The 19843-nt window shown below is 57.4% G+C and carries 21 protein-coding genes and 1 pseudogene; 8 read left to right on the top strand and 14 right to left on the bottom strand.

Features of this window, described 5'->3' with window-relative positions; genetic code table 11:
* Positions 1-217 precede the first annotated feature (217 nt).
* The 8 genes and pseudogenes from H9I52_RS22600 to H9I52_RS22630 all read left to right on the top strand — a co-directional run bounded on the left by H9I52_RS22600 (position 218) and on the right by H9I52_RS22630 (position 7467).
* Positions 218-1813: a c-type cytochrome gene (locus H9I52_RS22600; protein ID WP_262386200.1), complete on the top strand. Its 1596-nt coding sequence runs from the start codon at positions 218-220 to the stop codon at positions 1811-1813.
* A 235-nt stretch (positions 1814-2048) separates the two neighbouring features.
* Positions 2049-2318: a hypothetical protein gene (locus tag H9I52_RS22920; protein ID WP_222940620.1), complete on the top strand. Its 270-nt coding sequence runs from the start codon at positions 2049-2051 to the stop codon at positions 2316-2318.
* A 210-nt stretch (positions 2319-2528) separates the two neighbouring features.
* Positions 2529-3416, top strand: a pseudogene (locus H9I52_RS23340) (ArdC family protein); the annotation flags it as partial.
* A gap of 162 nt (positions 3417-3578) precedes the next feature.
* Positions 3579-3884 carry a hypothetical protein gene (locus H9I52_RS22610; RefSeq protein ID WP_187455752.1) on the top strand — a complete coding sequence of 102 codons (306 nt, stop codon included), beginning with the start codon at positions 3579-3581 and terminating at the stop codon, positions 3882-3884.
* A 44-nt stretch (positions 3885-3928) separates the two neighbouring features.
* Positions 3929-4249, top strand: a complete 321-nt coding sequence (locus H9I52_RS22615) for a hypothetical protein (protein WP_187455753.1) — start codon at positions 3929-3931, stop codon at positions 4247-4249.
* A 591-nt stretch (positions 4250-4840) separates the two neighbouring features.
* On the top strand, positions 4841-5605 hold the full coding sequence (locus H9I52_RS22620; protein WP_187455754.1) for a ParA family protein: 765 nt from the start codon (positions 4841-4843) through the stop codon (positions 5603-5605).
* Positions 5602-5973 carry a hypothetical protein gene (locus H9I52_RS22625; RefSeq protein ID WP_187455755.1) on the top strand — a complete coding sequence of 124 codons (372 nt, stop codon included), beginning with the start codon at positions 5602-5604 and terminating at the stop codon, positions 5971-5973. The genes H9I52_RS22620 and H9I52_RS22625 overlap by 4 nt, the downstream gene beginning before the upstream one ends.
* Before the next feature lie 309 nt (positions 5974-6282).
* Positions 6283-7467, top strand: a complete 1185-nt coding sequence (locus H9I52_RS22630) for a replication initiation protein (protein WP_187455756.1) — start codon at positions 6283-6285, stop codon at positions 7465-7467.
* 994 nt (positions 7468-8461) lie between these two features.
* Here H9I52_RS22630 and H9I52_RS22635 read toward each other — a convergent pair.
* The 14 genes from H9I52_RS22635 to H9I52_RS22700 all read right to left on the bottom strand — a co-directional run bounded on the left by H9I52_RS22635 (position 8462) and on the right by H9I52_RS22700 (position 19696).
* A complete protein-coding gene (locus tag H9I52_RS22635) occupies positions 8462-8632 on the bottom strand; it encodes a hypothetical protein (RefSeq protein ID WP_187455757.1) in 171 nt (56 codons plus the stop codon).
* Between the two features lie 62 nt (positions 8633-8694).
* On the bottom strand, positions 8695-9594 hold the full coding sequence (traN, locus tag H9I52_RS22640; RefSeq protein ID WP_187455758.1) for a conjugative transposon protein TraN: 900 nt from the start codon (positions 9592-9594) through the stop codon (positions 8695-8697).
* Positions 9591-10814, bottom strand: a complete 1224-nt coding sequence (gene traM, locus H9I52_RS22645; protein WP_187455759.1) for a conjugative transposon protein TraM — start codon at positions 10812-10814, stop codon at positions 9591-9593. Before traM ends, traN begins: the two co-directional genes overlap by 4 nt.
* 11 nt (positions 10815-10825) lie before the next feature.
* Positions 10826-11443: a conjugative transposon protein TraK gene (gene traK, locus H9I52_RS22650; protein ID WP_187455760.1), complete on the bottom strand. Its 618-nt coding sequence runs from the start codon at positions 11441-11443 to the stop codon at positions 10826-10828.
* 21 nt (positions 11444-11464) lie between these two features.
* Complete coding sequence (gene traJ, locus H9I52_RS22655) at positions 11465-12526, bottom strand: conjugative transposon protein TraJ (protein ID WP_187455761.1); 1062 nt, start codon at positions 12524-12526, stop codon at positions 11465-11467.
* A complete protein-coding gene (locus H9I52_RS22660) occupies positions 12526-13167 on the bottom strand; it encodes a hypothetical protein (protein ID WP_187455762.1) in 642 nt (213 codons plus the stop codon). Before H9I52_RS22660 ends, traJ begins: the two co-directional genes overlap by 1 nt.
* On the bottom strand, positions 13164-13820 hold the full coding sequence (locus H9I52_RS22665) for a hypothetical protein (protein ID WP_187455763.1): 657 nt from the start codon (positions 13818-13820) through the stop codon (positions 13164-13166). The genes H9I52_RS22660 and H9I52_RS22665 overlap by 4 nt, the downstream gene beginning before the upstream one ends.
* A 29-nt stretch (positions 13821-13849) precedes the next feature.
* Entirely contained in the window at positions 13850-14407 is a 558-nt protein-coding gene (locus H9I52_RS22670) for a hypothetical protein (protein ID WP_187455764.1), read from the bottom strand.
* A 42-nt stretch (positions 14408-14449) separates the two neighbouring features.
* Positions 14450-16918 carry a TraG family conjugative transposon ATPase gene (locus H9I52_RS22675; protein ID WP_187455765.1) on the bottom strand — a complete coding sequence of 823 codons (2469 nt, stop codon included), beginning with the start codon at positions 16916-16918 and terminating at the stop codon, positions 14450-14452.
* Positions 16915-17232, bottom strand: coding sequence for a DUF4133 domain-containing protein (locus H9I52_RS22680; protein WP_187455766.1), 318 nt, complete (start codon positions 17230-17232; stop codon positions 16915-16917). The genes H9I52_RS22675 and H9I52_RS22680 overlap by 4 nt, the downstream gene beginning before the upstream one ends.
* A gap of 4 nt (positions 17233-17236) precedes the next feature.
* On the bottom strand, positions 17237-17581 hold the full coding sequence (locus H9I52_RS22685; protein ID WP_187455767.1) for a DUF4134 domain-containing protein: 345 nt from the start codon (positions 17579-17581) through the stop codon (positions 17237-17239).
* Positions 17582-17648: 67 nt separating this feature from the next.
* Positions 17649-18332, bottom strand: a complete 684-nt coding sequence (locus tag H9I52_RS22690; RefSeq protein ID WP_187455768.1) for a hypothetical protein — start codon at positions 18330-18332, stop codon at positions 17649-17651.
* A 96-nt stretch (positions 18333-18428) separates the two neighbouring features.
* On the bottom strand, positions 18429-18917 hold the full coding sequence (locus tag H9I52_RS22695; RefSeq protein ID WP_187455769.1) for a DUF3408 domain-containing protein: 489 nt from the start codon (positions 18915-18917) through the stop codon (positions 18429-18431).
* Between the two features lie 11 nt (positions 18918-18928).
* Positions 18929-19696 (bottom strand): ParA family protein, encoded by a 768-nt coding sequence (locus tag H9I52_RS22700; protein WP_187455770.1) that lies wholly within the window; start codon positions 19694-19696, stop codon positions 18929-18931.
* Between the last annotated feature and the right edge of the window lie 147 nt (positions 19697-19843).

Below are 19843 nucleotides of genomic sequence, written 5' to 3' on the forward strand. Positions count from 1 at the left end.
ACCGTCGCGCGCGGTGCCGGCCGCGGCCATCGCCCCCGCCGGGGTGGTACTGGTAGCGGGCGCGTTCTGGCTGCTCCGCCGGCGGCGTCGGTGACCGGCCCGACCCCTACTCCACCCCCCTGGGGACGCTACCTCTAGACCACCCCACAGTAACCTCGCAGAGCAGGAACTCGTTAGCCGAATACCTTTTTGTTTTCGCGCTTAAATCCAACCCCCTATGGTTTCTTTTACGAGATGGCGACTGCCCACCCTGGGCCTGTCCGCCCTTACTGTCTTGACGCTGGCTACGTGCCAGGGCAATTCCACCAAGACCACGGAGGGCACCGCGCAGACGGCCGCCGATTCGACGGGGGTGGCTCCGGCGGTGGCGGGCTCCACCGGCCATGCCGACGCGGGCCGGGACGTGTTTCGCAACGAAACCTTCGGCACCGAAGGCTACTGGACCAACGCCGTGCGCATGCCCCAGGGCATGAAGGCCGCCAAGCTCACGGTGCTCGACGCGCTGAAAGCCGGCGTCAGCTTCGACGTGGACGCCCTGCCCGCCGACGTGAAAGCCGCCTTCGCCCGCGAACTGAAAACCGACCGCTCGCCGGCCAAAGCGCCCACGCTCAACGACCCGTCCACGATGGAGGCACTGGTGAAAGCCAACGCCGTCATCGGCATGGTGCCCAAGGGGGGCCTGGTGGGCGTGAGCTGCGCCCTGTGCCACGCCGTGACCGACAAGTCGATGGTTGACCTGGACGGCAAGGGCAGCATCGGCAAGCGGATTGACGGGCCCACGCCCCACCAGCTCAACGTGGGCAAGCTGCTGGCCACCGCCGCCAACTCGCGGGCCCTGTTCCCCACGCTGCAGTTGCAACAGCCGGACGGCAGCACCATTGGCCGGGCCCCGAAGGGCCTCACCGCCACCTCCACCGAAGCGGAGGTCGACGCTTACCTGAGCAACCCCAAATTCTACCCCGTTGGCACGTTTGACGACTCGCCCGACGGCAACGGCAACCCCGTGCACATCACGCCCTTCTTCCGCCAGGATTTGGCCGCGCCCTTCGGCAGCTCCGGCCAGAACGACAAGCTGGACGATTTCAACAACACGGTCTACACCGCCCTCTTCGACCAAACCAACCTGCTCTCGCCCGGCGGCAAGCAGTTTATTCATGTATTGGGCGGGGCCGGCGGCGACGCCATGTTGGCCGGCTACGCCAAGGTCCTGGCCGCCACGGGCGTCACGGGCTTTCCCTACGTGACCGCCTCCACGGAAGGCAAGCCCGGCGAGGCGCCCACGCCCACCGGCAAGCGCGTCGACGAGCAGAAGCTGCGCGATTTGAACGCCTACGTTTCCCACCTGGCGGCTCCGAAAGGCGTGGTCACGGAGGCCGCCCTCGTGGGCCAGGGCCGCGCCTTGTTTGCCTCGAACAACTGCACCAATTGCCACAACACCGACCAAAGCAAACCGGTGATGACCAAGCTGATTCCGATGCATCAGATTTACCCGGACTACCAGCCCAAGGTCCTGGCCCAGCGCCCGGCCCCGCTGAGCCCCATTCAGAATGCGCCGGGCACGTTCGACGACAAGATGATTGCGGTGGATGCCAGCCCCGGCGGCGGCATTCGCGGCAATGCCCTGCCGCTGCTGCTTGACTTGGCCCGCAAGCCCGTGTTCCTGCACGACAATTCCGTGCCCAGCCTGGAGGCGCTCCTCAATCCCAACCGCGGCAAAGGCGCTCCCCACCCGTTTTACGCGGTCAGCGCCCAGGAGCGGACGGCGCTGGTCGCCTACCTGAAAAGCCTGGATACGGGTCAGAACAAGGAGTGACCATGCGTCGCTAGTTCAGCCGCGAATTACTCGTAAGCACCGGAGCCGGACTGCCTGGTAGGTGGTCCGGCTTTTTTTGTACTTGATCCGATAAGGCAGGAAGCATCTCTCCATCTTCGCCTCGCTGGCCGAGTACGACCGCGAGAGCATCCTGGACAAGACCAAGGCCGGCCAGCAACTGGCCGCTGCCCAGGGCAAGCACACCGGCCGGCCCACAGGGCTTGACGCCGAGAACTTGGCCAACCTGAGAAAAGCGCTGGAAAAAGGCTTGTCCGTGGCCGAAACGGTGGACTTGACCGGCATTAGCCTCTCCAGCGTCAAGCACTACCGCAAGGACCTGCAGGCTGCGCTTACCTACTGCCCCGACTACCCGGAAGGACTTGGAGTAATTTTATCTCCCCCCTGCTATAAGAAGGCCTCCCTGGGCAAGGCAGGCACAGTGGCGCACGCCCCAGTATACCGGCCGGCTGGAATATTTACTTCGGGTTACCTAAGCCTGTGTTGAAGGCTGGTGCTATGCTTTACGAAAGGGCCGATTGCAGCGAATGGCAGAGTTTTTTTAGTAGGGAAGGGTGACGAATTCGGCTTACTTTGTTGCTATTTTAGCAACAAAGTAGTATCTTAAGGGTATAGCAAGAGCACCCAAGCTCTTGGCGAAAGCCCTAGTCCCACTCTCACCCCCTGCACCGGCCCGGCAAAAGCCGACGCTTACCAAGTCATTACCGACCGCATCTTGGCTAAGATGGCGGGCGGTGACATCCCGTGGCAAAAGCCGTGGCACTCGTTTGGGTCGCCCCGCAACTATGCCAGTGGTCATGTCTACACCGGCATCAATGCGATGCTCCTACACTTCCTCAGTGAGGGCCTACCGCTGTTTCTGACCTTCAAGCAGGCCCAGCACCTTGGCGGCACCATTCGCCAGGGCGCCAAGGGCTTTCCCATCATCTACTATAAGCTGGTGGAGAAGGAAGAGCAGGACGGCAAAACCGAGAAGCAGCCCTTTCTCCATTACTCGACCGTGTTCCAGGTGGCCGACGTGGAAGGAGTTGAGCTGGACTTGCCCGAAGCAGCCCCCATCCAGCACGAGCCCCTTGCCGCCGCCGAGGCCATCGTCAGGAGTTGGGCCGAACGCCCCCGCCTCGTCCACCGGCATCAGGCAGCCTTCTACGTGCCGGCCCTGGACTACGTAAATATGCCGCGCCGGAGCAGCTTCCGCGCCGTGGAGCAGTATTACCAGACGCTGTTTCACGAGCTGACTCACAGCACCGGCCACCGCGCCCGGCTGAATCGCCCCGACCTAGCCGAGAATCTGGCCGTCAAAGGAGCCGCCGGGTACGCCCGCGAGGAATTGACCGCCGAAATGGGGGCCGCTTTCCTCTGTGGAGCCGCGGGTATCAGCCCCGCCACTACGGATACCAATACGGCGGCTTATCTGCAATACTGGCTCGGCAAGCAAGAGGATAAGACCCTGCTGATTAAAGCCGCCAGCCATGCTCAGAAGGCCGCCAACCTGATTCTAGGCTTGCCCCTCTGCTCCGGTTCAGCCGCCGCGCCAATTCCCGCCCCGACCCAGCCAGAGGGAACCACAATGAAGGCCGGTTAAAAACGGCCACCTCCGGCTTCGGGTAGAGCGGCTATCCGGTGCCGGCAGGGGGTTAGAACAGACTCCATCACACCTACTTCTTCCCTTTCGTTGGTGAAGCCACCAAGCGCGTCCTTGTCCGCCGGGTCACCGGGATGCTGGGGGGCCGACAAGGCCCAGCGAATGCGCCTGCGCTTGCTGGTCCTGGTACCCCACCACTGGAGCTACGAGTTCGACAACTACCAGAAGAAGGTGGTGCGGCTGCTCGCCAGGGAAACGCTACCCGCAGGCTTGGAAGAAGCGGCGCAAGGGCAACTAGTCAACGAATACACGCCCTCCCCTGGCGCGCCCGTAAGTAGCCCGCTCCCCCGCCCCGGCCCGCCTGGCGCGTCGGGGCTTGTCGGCCCCGCCCTTTTTCTTTCCTTGTGTTCTTCCTCTACCCCGTATGCGTACCGTAGCACCCGTCCGTTTCGCGGGCGCCCTAGATAGCGAGCGGCCTATTACTGGCTGGCATTCTGCTATTTTCGTCCCTTATGGAAACCTTAGGCCATGCCCAGACTTTCAGTCAGCTCCTGCGGGAGGGGAATAAATTTACGGACCGCGACTTCATGAAGGTGCTGGCCATGGGCCACCCGAAGCTAAAACGCCGGGAAGCCGACCCATCCCAGTTTACCGTGGGCGAACTGTTGGTGCTGGCGACACTTATCGGCCGGCCGATCACAGAAGTGATGAAGGTGGTACTCGCGCAGGTGACCAGCAATAAGGAAGCGGCGCAGAAACGGGAAGAGGCCGTAGAGTTGGCCGCCGGCCGCAAGTATTTTCCACGGCAGCCAAAAGAAGGCAAACAAGACTAGACTTATAATCTCTATCCTTTCGCACGCTGCTCTTAGCTGCTGAAAATAGAAGCAGGCTGGGTAAAAACGCTTCCTTTCGCTGGTACTACCAAAAGGGTTAAACACACGACGGGAGCCCCTGTGCAACCAAAGGCCCCGTCAATCAGGAATGTTCGCCGGGCAAATGCAGAAGAAACTTGCCTGGATTCTACTCGTTGCCGGTACCCCCACGAGGGTCGGTAATGTGGGCCGTATGGTGGCTTGACTATTGATTAACCGTCTGTATACAATACACACATTACACACATTACATTCTGATGCGACTAGCTCATGGGTCCCTGCTGGGTGCTGGGGTGAGTGATGCATGAAGTACAGATCGTAGCTAATAACCGGCTGGAAGGTTTGCTTTAATACACACGTTGCATACTAAGTATTTGTTGGGTGTATTATATTTAATATACTCAATGTATGCATAACACATAGTATATGTAATAAATACATTGTATGCGCTATAAGTATTGTATGTATTATATGCGTAGTATGTTTTAAATACAATGTGTACTATTGTTGCGCAGAACCAAACAGGTGTTGCGCACAACCAAACAGGCGCTAATGAAAACAATTTGCTTTGCTAATCACAAAGGGGGGGTGGGCAAGACCACCTCGACGTTGAACGTGGGGCAGGTACTCGCCAGCCGCGGCTCGCGGGTCTTACTCATCGATAGCGACTCGCAGACAAACCTTTCCATGTCCTTTGACCGGCAGAGCACCAGGCACCTAGGGGAACTATTGGAAAGTGATGGGAAAGTCGCCCTGCCGGAGCTCGTGGAGAGGGTAGGGGAAGGGCTGAGCTTAGTAGCGGCCTCGCCTCGCCTGCAGCTGGTGGAAAAGCTCATGGCGGGCAGTTCGGGCCTGGAGTTTGTCTTGCGCGAAGCCCTGGAGGCCGTGGAGGAACAGTATGACTATTGCCTGATTGATACCCCGCCCTCCTTAGGGGGGATCACGTATTCGGCGCTCATTGCCGCGGACGCGGTCTTTATTCCCATGCAGCCCGAGTATTTCGGCTACAACGGCTTGACCTCTCTGTTGCAGGCCTGCGTCCGGGTGCGCAAGCACTATAATCAGCACTTGAAAGTAGGGGGGATCTTCTTTACCAAATACTCTCCCAGCTACCGGGCCGCCATGCATCACCAGTACGTGGACCTGCTGCACCAAGATGAGCAGCTCGCGCCTTTAGTCATGGCCGTCAGCATTCGCCAGAACACCAAGCTCGGGGAGGCCCAAGCCATGCAGGAATCCGTCTTAGCGTATGCCCCCGACAGCAACGGAGCCCTGGATTACGTTTCCCTCACCGATGAGATACTAGCCAGACTATGAACAGCCCCAAACGCGATTTCACCGCCAAGACCGCGCGACCAGTGTTAGATACTACCTCCCTCTACGGCATGGAAGCGCTCCAGCCCGTGGCGGCTACCCCGGTGGCGCCAGCGTCTCTCCCGGAGGCAATCCCGGCTCCCGCCGCAGCCCCCGGGCACGAGTGGGTGCAGTTCAGTACGTACCTGCGCCGCAGCACCTACCTGCGCCTAAAACAGGCCGAGTACTGGGAGCCCGGCTTCGTGGCGCGCCAGCAGATTGAGCAGGTAGTCAGCGAGCTGCTCGATAAACTCGAAGGAGCTAATCGCCGCTTACCAGAGGAGCAGTATCAAAAGCTGCTGCAAAAGAACAAAAAACTCAAGTCTCATTAGGTATAAAAAAGTATAAAAAACCGCGTTTTCTAAGCGGAAATGGACTTTTTTATACTTTTAAGGATGGGGTTATCTGCTACAAAATAGACGTTCAAAAAAGTCTTACTAGTCTTTTTTTTTATTACTAACCTTATAAGAGTATTATAGGACCCGTAACTTACTGATTACCAGTTCGAAAAAGGGGGCACCTGCTACAAAATAGACGTCATCTGCTACAAAATAGACGTGCTGCTGCTACAAATAAGCCGTGTTTCTGCTACAGAATAGCCCACTTTTCCACCTATCTGCTACAAAAAAGACGTTGCCCGAATGGATACCACCCCGGAGAAGCGAGTTGCCCAACACAACGCGTTAATCAACGCCCGCTTCAGCCTCGTGCCGCTACAGATGCGGCTCTTCGTGGCCTTGCTTTCCCGCATCGACTTTGATGACGTGGACTTCAAGGAGCATTTTATCCCCCTGGATGAGCTCGTGTTCGAACGGCGGGGCGGGTCCGCCTACGAGCAGGTCGATGAGATGTGTAAGGGGCTGGCTTCGTTCACCCTCTACATTGAGGAACTAGAAGAGAAAACGCGCAAGCGGCGGCGTAAACCCAGCTTCACCTATATTCCGCTGATGGCCGAAGCCGGCTACCGGGCCGACCTGGGGGGCGTAATCGCCAGCTTTAATCCCAAGATCATGCCCTACCTGCTCCAATTGCGGGAGAGCGGCAACTTCACCATGGCGGATATGCAACAGGTACTGAAGCTCAAGAGCCCGCAGTCCCTGCGCATCTACTGGCTGCTAAAGGAGTATGCCGACTTTGGCCGGCGCACCATGAGCGTGGAGGAATTACGCTTTGTACTGGGCATCGATGAGCAGGAGTATCCCCGCTTTTCCAACTTTAAGGCCCGCGTGCTGGATAAGGCCCAGAGTGAGATTGCGGACACGGATATTCCCTTTACCTATGAGCTGGAGCGGGAAGGAAAAACGGTTGCCCGGATTAAGTTCCTGTTTCAGCAGCTGGCGGCATCTGCTACAAAAAAGACGTTGCCGGGAGCCGCCGAGTGGGCGGAGGCTCTGCTGCAGATCGGGGTAAGCCAGCGTAGTATCATGACCATCGCCGATCAGCTCGAAAACGACGAGTACGACGTGGACTACATTGCCTTTGTGGTGCGCATCGTAGAAACCCAGTTTCGCAAGGGTAAAATCAAGAAGCCCGCCGGCGCTATCTACAAAGCGCTGATTGATAAATATTTGCTAGATGATTATAAGGCCGCGAAGGCGGCCAAAGTGAACTCACCCAAGAAAAAGACCTTGGTAAGCGCCGAAAAGCAGGCCGAGGTTGCGTTTCGCCTGCGTGAGATTCGGGAGATGTACGACAATCCCGGGCCGTACGCAAAGCGCCAGAAGCGCGCCGAAACCTTCGAGCAGCATCTCCAGCAGGTGTACCTGCAGGTGGGATTCCAAGTAGAGCAAAGGGAAGGCGAAGCTTGGTTGGTCAAGCAGCAATAGACAAGTAGGTGGCGATGCGCGGTGGCAAACCTACTACCGCTGAGCGGCACGTAACAGATGATTCGCTCGTTCAGGAAGGTAACCTCCAGGTGAAATGTGGGTGCCTATCGGGCAATAACCTGGGTGGACCAGTATATCCTCCTTATGGGCGATAGGAATTCGCCGCTAATGCGGGACATGTGTTTTTATGCTGTTTTATTTCGTTCACCTACTTCTCATAGGTAGAAAAAAGATTAGGAATAGCACCACAACAACCGCTAGCGAAGCAGACAACAAATAGCTTTTAGGATGATGTTGGGGTGGGGCTACAAGTCTAAACGGGTGAATTTCGCTCAGCGCTTGCCTCTGGCGTACGCGTAGCACCCCCGACCATAGAGAGTAGACCACTCGGCAGAAGGCAGCACCACAGGGCAGAGCTTTATGCTGATCGTGAGTCGCGAGTGAACAGGCCGAAAGGGGAAGAATAGCTACGCATCCCAAGACGCGGCGGCCACTGCTTATCTTGTCACCCGAGAGGACAATTAAACCGGTGCAGACATGGATGCTGACGCGCTCGCCTTTTTGGAAGAAATGCTGGACAATGCCGAATTGCTCGCCTGCGAACCGTGCGCAGATGCAACCCTGCACACGCACGAGGAGGTGCTGAGCAGATCCGGAGATGTAACGGAACTGACGATGCGATGCACCCGGTGCATGAGTTGCCGCACGTGGTTGCTGATCGAGCGACAACCTAACCAAATTCAACTCCCTAAATCTTAGGAAGTTCGTAAGGTATTGATTATCAGGATCCAATTTTGAGCGAGGATAACAAAAAAGGGCATACCAAATCGGTATACCCTCGCTCTTTTACTCAATAGGGTAGGGGATAAGTCTACTTACGAAAGCGAACCCCAAAAAACTCCTTTAGCACCAGGCACCCCAAGTAGCTCAGCACGAACGAGCCGGCCGTGATGCTGGCAAACACAATCGGATCGAAGGTGGAGAACATGGGCACTTAGCGATACTCCTCCTCTTCGTCGTAGGAGCGCCGACGGGGAACAGCTTTACCAAGGATGCTGAACATGACAATGACTAGGCTCAGGTTCACCGCGAAGCGCCCCCAACTGGGGCCGTAGGGGCTGTAGAGAAAAATGGCCAGGGCGAGGAAAAACAGAAACTTTCTCATCGGTGCATCTGAGAAGCAGGGTTAAGTAAACATACGCTTTTTCGGCAAGTGGTCCAGTAGGGCTAGCGCTTGGCCACTGGCGCCGAGGGCCCGCTGAGCAGTCGGGCCCGTAGAATATCCTGATTCGTGATCTTCAGCGCCAAGTGGCGCCCGCCGCCCTTCTCGAACAGCTCCACGATCAGCACCTTATCATCCGGGATCGTGAACTTGGGATACACGTACACCCGCTCCAGGTGCTTTCGGCCTGGTATCGCGCTCAGCTGGCCGTTGTGGACGTAGCGCGGGGTTACCTCCGACTCTTGGATCGCCGTACGCTTCACTAGTTTCTTGTCGCGTACCGTGAATTTCAGGAAGTCGATGTCGTAGCCAATGTTCGACTTGTTGAGCATGGATAGCTGGAAATAGAACAGGTCATCGGCCGTATACAAGCCATGCAGTCCCAGGACAATATCATCCTTCGCCTGGACGCGGCGGCGCACCGTGCGCTTTTTGCTGCTCACGTCAGCGGCCGTGGCTTCAATGGTACTTTTGTGCTGCACCGCTTTACTGGCCTGCACGACCAGCGCGCCTGTCCCTCCCCCAACTGCGGCGCCGGTGAAGTTGAGGGTAATGATTTTGGGGTCCTTCTCGTAGTCCACCAGGAAGGAGTAGAGCTGGCCATCCGCCGTGAGCACCGTCATGTTGGTCTGGGCAAAGCTGGAAGTATTCGCTTTCACCTTGACGATGTTTTCGGCCCCCTGGGCCTTATCGGCAATGATGCTGCCGCTGCCCAGATCCACGTAAGTGACGGCCGTGGGGAAGATCAGGTGCGTGGTTTTCTGAAAACCCACGCCCAGGTGATAGGAGGCAATCAGGTGCTCGGATTCGATGGCCAGATAGGCCAGCGGCTTTTGCTGACCCAGTACAAGGGTGGACGAGCCGAGAAAAGCGAACAGGGCGAGGCAGATCAGGGGCTTTTTCATTCGTGCAGGAGCAGTTTGTAGTTCGCTTTCAGATGGATTTTGACCAGTTTGATTTTCCGGCCCGCTAGCGCTTTACCGGTCTGGAGGGCAATGCCGGCGGCTTGCGCCCCCAGGCTGGGGGACATGGTGAGCAGGTCGGCCGAGCTGGCGCCGCTGGCCAAGCCCTGTTTGGCCGCGTCCCGATCCACCGAACCGGGAATGCTCAGCCCTTCCCCGCCGTCCAGATCGTAAGCCTGCAAGTTCACCGGTACCAAGCTATTCTCGTACTGGATCGAGCTCACGTTGATGGTCAGGCGCTGGCCACTGAGATTGCACACCCCATACACGAGGGTGTTTTGAGGAATCATCCGCCCCTCGAGCTGCACATCGGCCAGTAACCGCAGCTTGACGGTTTGGCCCTGGACCACGACCTGATCCGAATGCACCACGGCCGGCACGGCATTGATCGCGGTGGCCCGTACCGAGCTTCCCCCCAGGCTATGGAAGCTATTGCCCTGAGCAGCCGGCTGGGGCGAGGCTTCCAGCCGGTTGACGACTGAGACCGGGGCGGCCGCGACGACGGAGGGCTTAACGCTGGCTTTCGGTGGGGTAGCCTTCGGGACCGCTGCGGCGGGCGCGGGTTCGTTCATCGCCTGCAAGCGCTGCTCGTATTGGCGCTTGAGCTGGTCCAGCTCGCGCAGGCTTTGCTCTAATTGCTCATCCTGGGGAGCCGAGGCAGCCGCATAGCTGGGGGCGCCAGCAGTGCGCGTAGCTTCCACAGTACTCTTCGTATGGGAAAAGTATTCCCCCTGGGCAGCGGTTTGCTGCTGGAGCCGCTGCATACGGCTTTGCACGGCGGCCACGTTGGGATCAACGGCGGGGTCGAAGCGTTGCGTGGACTGGCCGGGCTGTACGGCGTAGTTAAGACCGTCAGGCGTAGTGGTACTGACTGGCGTCATTTCCTCCATGGGCGCGAAGGCTAGTCCATTGCGACTGCTATCCAGCGGCGCTTTAGCGGCCGCTAGCTTATCCTCAAACAGGCTGCTGGGTCCGGCTGATGGTAGCGATAAATTGAGACCATTAGCGCCAGACCCGGTATCGGCCGAAGCGCTCGATACGCCCCGCCCCCCACCGCCCAGGTAGAAGAGCAGGGTAAGGCAGATAACACTAGGCAAGGGGATGAAGACCATCAACCGCCGCTTATTGATAAACTCTTGTGTAAGCTTGGGGGAAGTGCTCATAAGAGTAGGGCTTAGCGGCGCTCGGTGCGCAGGTCCACGTTTTCTATTGCCCGCCAGCGCTCGATCAGAAAGCCGTGGGGATTATTCGCCGAGCGTGACACGTCCCGCAGGTAGCATTCCGATACCAGGCGGCGCGTCGTGACGGAGGAGGCCCGAATGATGCGCTGCTGGGCGTAGCAGCGGGCGTAGTAAGGGTAAACGGCCGCGTTGATACGCACACTATCGACCCGAATATCCTGGCTGATGTTGGCCTGAATCAGGTCATTGTAGTAGCCGTTCTCCTTCAGGTTATTATAGGCGCGCTGGGCACTCGCGTCGGCCAGGAACAGCGCCTGCTTGACGTTGTACTCGATGGCCTTGGGGTCGGGATCGAGCGATAAGAACAGCTCATGGAAGCGCTGGACGTGATGGCGGGCCTCGACGGGCCGGTTTTCCTTCACGTTGTGGGAAACAGCGGCCAATAGGTTACCCTGATCGAGCACGTAGATACGTCCCTGGGCTTCGGTCGCTGTCTGCCGGGCTGCGTAGATGGCATAAGCGGACACGGAGAAGCAGAGTACCATAAACAGCAGGGCCAGGGTTTTGACCTGCTGGTAAGCGGAATCAATATTCTTGAGGGAACGGAACATAGTCGTAAGGGCTAAAGGTGATTAGGCATTCGTGTTCTTGTAGCCCGAGGGGTTCGCGACGGAGGGCGCAGCTGCTACCGAACCCATGGCGCGGCCCACTGCCGCGGCGCGCCCGGCAAGTTGCCCCGATGCTGCCCCAGCGACGCTACTCCCAACACTGGCTACCATTCCTCCCCCACGCGTTGCCATACGGGTTATGTTGCCCATGCCACTAGCAGCAACAATCCAATTCGCAACGGAGGGTACGGTGAAGTAGCCGGCAATGGCAATCACCAAAAAGATCATGTAGCCGTAGTCCGCCTTGTCCAGGGCAACCCCGTTCTGAATGCGGGTAATATCGGCGTTAAGCATCATCACCTGAATGCGGGCGATGATGGCTCCGAAGATGTTGGCCACCGGCAGCCACAAAAACGTGTTGATGTAGCGGGAAAACCAGTTCGTAAGGGTGCCCTCGAAGCCCGGCCAGATGGCGAACCCGAAGCTGATGGGCCCAATGATGGAGAGAATGATGAGAAAAAAGGTGCGAATGGTGTTAATGATGAGCGCCGCCGAGTCGTGGGCCAGCTCCAGGGTATTGCGCATCCACTCGCGGAAATTCTTCTGCACATCGTAGGAGAGCCGGTTAAAGTAGAGGGCCGCTTTGCCGCCAAAATCCAGGGCATTTTTACTCTCCAACTCTTTATCAAAGGCCTCATTGGATTCGTAGACCGCGTTTTCCGGACGTGCAGCTAAGAGCGCTTTCTTGCGCTCCTGCAACTGAATGATATTCTGGTTCTGCCCCCGTACAACCGCGTTGGTCGCCGAGGAGATACCCCCCAGCACGCCGTTCAGGAGGCCCAGCATCGCCGGGAAAAACGTAATCACGAGGCCGATCGCGAAGGGCCGCAGCAAGGGGAACACGTCGATGGGTTCGGCCTCCGCCATACTGCGCCACACCCTACTGGCAATAAATACCAGGGCGCCCAAGCCCCCCAACGCCCGGCCCACGTTGATCAGGTCCGAACACAGGGGCAGCATTTCATTGTAGAGGTTGTCGAGCAGCTGATTGAGCGATTCAACCGGAATAGAGACTTGCAACAACATTAGTTAGGTAGCCCATAGAGCTGTTTAAGTAATTGAGATTCGCGGGCCGCCTGACTTTGCTGGGCGGCAATCGCCTGGTTGCGCGCCGTGAAGTAGCTCACCAGCTGGTACTGGTGGACCACCTTATCCGAGAGCTTGTTGATGAACTTCAGGCGCTGGGCATCCGTCATCTTGGCCGCGTCGGGGGTGAGAATGGTCGTCAGATCATCGAGCAACGCCACGTTCTCGCCCATCAGGACCGTGTAGCCCCGCGCCATGCCCTGCACCTGGGCCGGGGTCAGGTAGGGATTCTGCCGCAACTGGGTCATGTTCTGCGTATACAGCGTCAGAATGCGCTCCTGATACGTCCAAATCGTTTTCACCCGTTGGTAATCTTTGACGACGGAATTAATCTGGAGCAGGCTGCTGTACCATTCCTCGTGCATCGCGGCCGTCTGGTCGGTCAGCTGCTTAATGACGGCCTGGGTGCTGGTGCCCTTTTTAACGATGGTATTGCCAATACCCCGCAGCGTGGTGATAAATCCCTGGTGGGTGGCCTGCTTGGTGGCCTGCTTTTCGGCAATGGGAAGCGTCGCCACGAGCTGAGCGCGAACCTCTGGGCGGACTAGTAGAATCAGCAACAATAACAGTAGCTTTCTCATTCCTGGGGTAGCCCATAGAGCTGGTTGAGGGTTTGTCTATCCTGCGCAACCTGGGCTTGCTGTTGGGCAATGGCCAGGTTGCGGCGGGTGAAGTAGCTCACCAGCTCATACTGGTGGGTCACCTTGTCATCGAGGGCATCAATCAATTCCAGGCGCTCGGCGTCGGTCATCTTGGCCTGGAGGGGGGAGACGATGGCCGTCAACTCATCCAGATAGCCCGCTGACTCCTGAATCAGGACCGTGTAACCACGGACCATACCCGCCACTTGCGCCGGCGTCAGGTGCGGATCCTGCTTAAACTGGCCGATGTAGTTCGAGTAAATGGTGATGATGGCGGTCTGCCGCTCGAAGATGTGCTGCACCCGCCGGTAGGTGCGCACGGTCTGACTGATTTGTATCAGCCCGTCATACCAGTTCTTGGCCAGCAGCATGTTCTTTTCGGTAAAGCCCTTGGTCAGTACCTGCTCCACTACCCCATTGTTGACCAGCGTATTCGCTCTCGTGCTCAAGGCTTTGAGCGTAGCCTGCAAACCGGTCTGAATGAAGTTGGTGCCCTCTAGAATCGGCGCTGAAATGACGGCCTGGGCTTGGGCGGCGTGCGTGCCTAACAGGCAAAGCGCGGCCACACACAGCAATATCTGTGTCTTTTTCATACCCTGAATGGTGATCAATTAAGACGTGGTTATTCGTGCCCGAACTCTTGCATCATCAGACGCTTCGTGGTCGCCTCTTGCTCCTTTTGAGCAATGGTGGCCGCCGTCTTTTTCGTGTAGTAGCGCACCAAGGCGAGCTGATGGGCTTGCTTAGACGCCAGGTTGGACACGTAGGTCAGTTGTTCGGTCTCAGTCATGCTCGTCGTGCCACCGGCCAGCACCGATAGTTCCTGCACGTTCGCAGCGCTTTCATCCGCAAGTTGTTTGTACTTGGTCCGAATGCCTTCTGCCTGTTCGGGGGTCAGAATTGGATTAGCCGTTAGTCTGGGCTCCTGCGTAGCTACTTCCTGTAGAATAGCGGCGTGGTCACGATAGATGCTCTCCGTCTTCGGATTGAGCTTAACGGTGTTAGGCAGATCACTCTGATACCAGGTATGCACCACGTTGACGAAGCTGGTATTCGTGTTGCCCAGCGTCTGCTGAATAGAGGCGATAACGCGGGCCTCCGCTTCTTTCGAAGCGGCATCTTGCCCGCAGCTGGAGAATAGCAGTAGGCCGGATAGAACGACTAGATAGGTTGGCTTCATCGTGCGTGGTAAAATAGCGGTCGTCTTTTCTTCCGGGGTGAGCTAGCCTGCTTCGCGTAGTTCACGGGCGAGGGTTTGAACAGCCGTTTCCATGTCCATGCCCTGCTCTACTTTCTCAAAGAGCTGCATTTTCTCGGTTTGCTCCGTGGTGTACGTCACGTACTCTTCCTTGGACACTTCCACCCCGTACACCTTTGAGATGCGCCCGCCCAAGCTGATAAAGACCTCGTTGTAGCGGGGGCCGGGGCGGTTGTTGCGGTTGATGGACAGCACCAGATCCTTCTCCTTATCCGATAAGCTCATCAGCCGCTGAATGTCCTCGAAGCGACTCAAAAAGTCGTTCATATCCAGCAGGATCTTGCAGTGCGAATTGTTGAGGATGGTATCCTTGACAATTGGGTTGCCAATAATGTCTTCCACTTCCTGGGTTACGACCACGGCCTCGCCGAAGAACTTGCGTACGGTTTTGAATAGGTACTTGATGTATTCGGCCATGTTGGCGGTGGCCAGCGCTTTCCAGGCCTCCTCGATCAGGATCATCTTGCGCACGCCGTTGAGGTGGCGCATCTTCTGCAGGAAGGTATCCATAATTATCAAGGTTACCACGGGGAACAGAATGGGGTGGTCCTTGATGTTGTCGAGCTCAAACACGATGAAGCTCTCCTGCGTCAGGTTCAGCTGCTTTTCCGAGTTGAGCAGGTAATCGTACTCACCCCCCTTATAGTAGGGCGAGAGGACGTAGAGGAAGTTGTGCAGGTCGAAGTCCTTCTCCCGCACGTTGACGGTAGCCAGGTGCGCCCGGTAGGGGCCATCCAGGAACTCGTAGAAGGAGTTAAAGTTGGGCGGGATGGTGGCGTCCGCCTCCAGCAGCTGGTAATATTGGGAGATGGCAGTCGATATCGACACCGATTCCGACTGGGTGACCTTCTCATCGGCGAACTTCCACAGCGTCAGGATCAGCGTGTGCAGACTCTGGCGCTTCTCCACGTCGGGCTTCCCAACGACCAAAAAGGGGTTGAAGCTGATGGGCTTGGTTTCCTCGTAGGTGAAGTACACGCCCCCCTTCAGCTCGCACAGCCCTTTGTAGGAGTTGCCGGTATCGACCAGCAGCACGTGGGCGCCTTGCTCATGGTACTGGCGTACCAGGGCGTTGGTGAAAAAGGACTTGCCTGAGCCCGAAGGCCCCAGCACGAACTTGTTGCGGTTTTTGATGAGGCCTTTCTTCATCGGCTCATCCGACAAGTCCACGTGCACGGGCTTCCCACTGATGCGGTCGCTGAGCTTGATGCCGAAGGGGCTGGAAGAGTCGCGGTAGTTGGTTTCCACGCTCCACAGGCAGGTGGCGGCATCCTCGAAGGTGTAGAAGGTTTCCTCGCTGGGGAAGTCGCCGGCGTTGCCGGGAATACCGGCCCAGAACAGGGCCCCGATATCGACCGTGTTGTGGCGGGCCGCGCAGTTAAGCGAGGTGATGGCCGCGCCCACCGTTTCGCGCAGGGCCTTCTCTTCGTGCGGGTTTTCCGTCCAGGCCAGCACGTTCGCGTGCGCCCGCACGGAGCGCTTGTTGAGGCTGTGCGCCTCGTTCAGGTACTGGTCGTAGAATTCCTTGTTGATGGCGTTCTCCCGCGAATACAGGGCGAGCGCGTTCAGGTTGTCGCGCTTCTTCTCGAAGGTCTTGAGCGTCTTTTTGTGATCATCGATAAACACATACTGGTGGTAGATATGGTTGACCGGCAGCAGCAGGGCGAGGGGGGCTGCAAAGCCCACGTAAAACGGGGAGTTGTCCTTGCTCAGGGGACCAAACTTGGTTTCGGTTTGCAGGGCAGGGGGTAAGCCATCCAACCGGCCCAGCGAGAAGCAGCAGCAGGACTTGGCACCTACTTTCAGACCGTTGGTGAAGTCGATATCCACGGCGGGTGCCTGGTCGCGAAAGTCTAGGCTTAGGTACTTCTCCAAAATGCCCGTTTTCGTTTCCGTCCCGCAGATGTCCTCATCCGTGAGCTGGGTCAGCTTGATGCCCGAATCCGCCAGCGCACGCACGAATTGACCCACGGCCGTGAAGAACTCGGTGAGCAGTTCCTCCTGCATCATGTCCTTGGGTACAATCTTCGCCCGCGAAAGCAGCGTCGAGAGGCTGTTCCAGTTCTCGCGGCTGGAGGCCGTCTTGGTGAGAAACAGATAGCAGTGATGATTCAGGAACGGCCGTTCGTAGAAGTACTGCTGATACGCATGCGAAAGCATCGTGGAATCTTCCGCGAATTCCGGCGCGTACAGGTCCTCGATGAACGCGTCGAGCTTGTGCAGTACGGTATGGTTGGGCATCAGCCGCACGCCCTTGCTGAAGGCTTCGTGCAGGGAATCGTAGTTGCCAGGTGATAGCGTGAAGATTTCTGGTAACTCTAGGCGATAGGCCACCGTCACGTCGGCATTCTTGCTGATCAGGCAGCCCTGTTCGACCTTGTAGATCGGCTGCTTTTCTTCCAGCGTGGCGGCGGGTTGAAGGAGGTGGCTCATCGGGGCAGGTTTTTAAACAGGCGAGGCGTGCGGTTGACCAGGCGTTTCGGCTGCCGGCTTTTGGCAGTCTGCTTCCGGGCCCCGTGTTCCCCATATTTAGCACTTAGGGCAAATACCCGGGTCACCCAGAGAAACCCACTACCCAGGGCCAGTACTACCGAGAAGTAGGGGTTAACACCGGCTACGTGAAGGGCGATGTAGCCCAGAAACACGCCGCCGAGGCCCCCCAGCAGCATAAAGATGTAGCGCGAGCCCACGAGTCCTTGAAATTCGACGGGCTTGTTCACGCCCTTATTCAGGGGATAGGAGCCCATGGTTCTAGAGAAAGAAGGCCCGCAGCACCGTGGCCACGACCACCAGGAAGATGCAGCTACCGAACCAGGAAGTAGCTACTTTCTGGGTGTCTTGGTCGCCTGAGTTCCACTTGCTGAAGACCTTCACGGCGCCCACCAGGCCCACCACGGCGCCGATGGCGTAGATCAGGGTCGTGGCGGGCTCAAAGTAGCTCGTGACCTGGGCTGTGGCTTCCTGAATGCCGGCTGCGCCATTGCCCTGGGCAAGGGCCGCGGGGGCGGTGGACAGAACGATGAGTGCGGTGCCGAGAGCCCGCGCGTTCGTGATAAAAGAACGACGGGTTTTGGGGGTTGTGCGGTTGGGATGCATGGCTATAAGGGAGAAGTGGTAGGATAGGGTGAGGAAAGAAAAAGGTGAAAAAAAAATACTAAAAACGTTAGCTTAACACGGGTTCAGCCACCTCGGCATATGTTGCAGCGGTAAGTTGCTGGGCGCGCTTTTTACTTTGCTGGTAGAAAGCTTCCAGTACTTGGGTATTCACCAGCCCCGGTACCTCCTCGGTAAGCTGCTGCTGGGTAATCTTTCCTGCAGCAGCGCGGTCGAAAACACTGTTGAGCTGTGTTACGCTGACCATAAAATTCTCCTCACCGTCTTCTGTCGAGTTGGTAGACTCGTCCTGAGGAGTTGCTGGGTCTAGGTCACTTTCAGAGGTTGTGAACTTGCTGATTTTATCAGTATTTATTTCTTTAAACCTGTTGAAATCATCATTCGCTGATTCCGCCGCTTCTTCCGTTACCCACCCTGTATCTACCTCAACTGTAGCTGGTGTATCGTCAGCTTCCGCCTCTTGCCCTTCCTCGTCCATATCGGTGTCCGATGAGACTACTACCGCTTCAGGAACAGGAAGCACGATGGCGGCCTTGGGAATCAAGGGCCCACGATTGAGCAGGGAGGTAGGGGGTGTAGGCGAAGCCTGGCTACCAGTTGCTTTGCTCCCCTTGCCGGTTAGCAGACCGATTAACTCCGCCCGGTAATAGACCAGCGCCACATACGCGTAGTACAAAACGAGCAGGACGGCTACCGCCCCGAAGAACTGGGGCCACGTGATCATTTTAAACATAGCGGTAGCGGTATAGCGTGAATTAAGAAGGCAAAGCAGTAGCTAGCAACCCTGGGTTAGGGGTATGTAAATCAAGAACTTAAGCAGAGGATGGGGTTAGATCAGCAGGCGCTTTTTGTTCTTCTTTTCCTGCTCCGTGAGGAAGGCGCGAATGTCCGGGCCAAAGGTTTCAAAGTGGTGGGTAATGATATTGGCGAGCAGGTCAGTCAGGGGGGTGCCGTCGCTGGCCTGGATGATCGCACTTAGGGTGCGGTGAGCGTCGTCGGTAATGTAAATGGCCTTGTTCTTCCGCTCACGCCCCCGATGGAGGAATGTTACGGCGTAGTCAACCCGGCCGGGCTGCTCATCAGGGGCCGGTTCTTTTCTTCCCTTTTGTACTGTCTCTTCCCCACGCTCTACCGTCAGGGTGGGCACCGTTCGGGTCGTTTCGGTAGCAGCAGCGGACGTGGGTACCGCTTGCATAGCCGGGCTGGGTTCAGGGCAGGAATCAGCTTCCGTCGTAGTCTCAGGAGCAGCAGGTGGGCGATGGCGGGCAAACGTGCTCACGAAGGCCGTCACGTCGGGCGCATGCTTAGAGGCTGCCATAGATCAAGGAGTTAAAGGGCTTTGTCTGCCTCGGTGAACAGGGTAACTTTTGCGAGAGCCGGCGCTTCGTCGGCAAAGATGATCTGCGACAATTCCTGCATCAGGCCCCTGATACCCAGACGCATAAACTCCTTGGACAAGGGGAACATCGTTGAGCGCATGGCCTCCTTCTTGTAGTTGACCGAGTGCTCTAGCCGGCTGGTAAGGAAGGGGATGCGTTGCTGAGAAAACAGCTCCTCCGTGCGTCGGTAGAACTCCTGCTTCTCGCTCTTGATGTGCTTGTTCCAAAAGGCGTAGTACTGCTTGAGCCGACTGCCGGGCTGGCCTTTGGCGAACGCTTCCAGGGCGGCGGCAAAGGGCAGGGTGGCCTCGACACTGAGCACGTCGGCTTCCAGGGGCATGAACACGTAGTCCAGCTGCTGCCACAGGGCCAGCAGGCCCGGCACGTTGATCGTGCCCGGGGTGTCGATGAAGACCAGGTCAAATTGCCCCTCCATTTCCTGGGCCACGTCTAAGGCCTCGGTTACGGTACAGCTCACGATCGGATACGCCGGAAGGCCCAAGGCTTGAAAACCAGCGGCTTTGGTGGGGTCAGCCCGTAGCTGAGCCAGTTCCTTATGGCGCAGTCCTGCCAGCGAGTGCTGCGGATAGTCACAGTCAATGACGGCTACTTTTTCCCGGCCCAGAAAGTGAAAGAGCGAGGCGGCCAGGATGTTGATGGTCGTTTTGCCCACACCCCCTTTCTGGGAGGAAATAGAAATGTACTTGGTCGTCCTCATGCGAACACCGGAAAAAGTTAGTGGAGGGAAACCCTAGGCTGATGGTGGCACACATCAAAGAAAACCTTTCACTCTTTCACTACTGACAAATTTAATTGCCTGACTGAATTAAACAAGATTTAGTTAATTAAAAATGAAAATTTCAAT

Source organism: Hymenobacter sp. BT491, assembly GCF_014349165.1.
GTDB classification, from domain to species: Bacteria; Bacteroidota; Bacteroidia; order Cytophagales; family Hymenobacteraceae; genus Hymenobacter; species Hymenobacter jejuensis.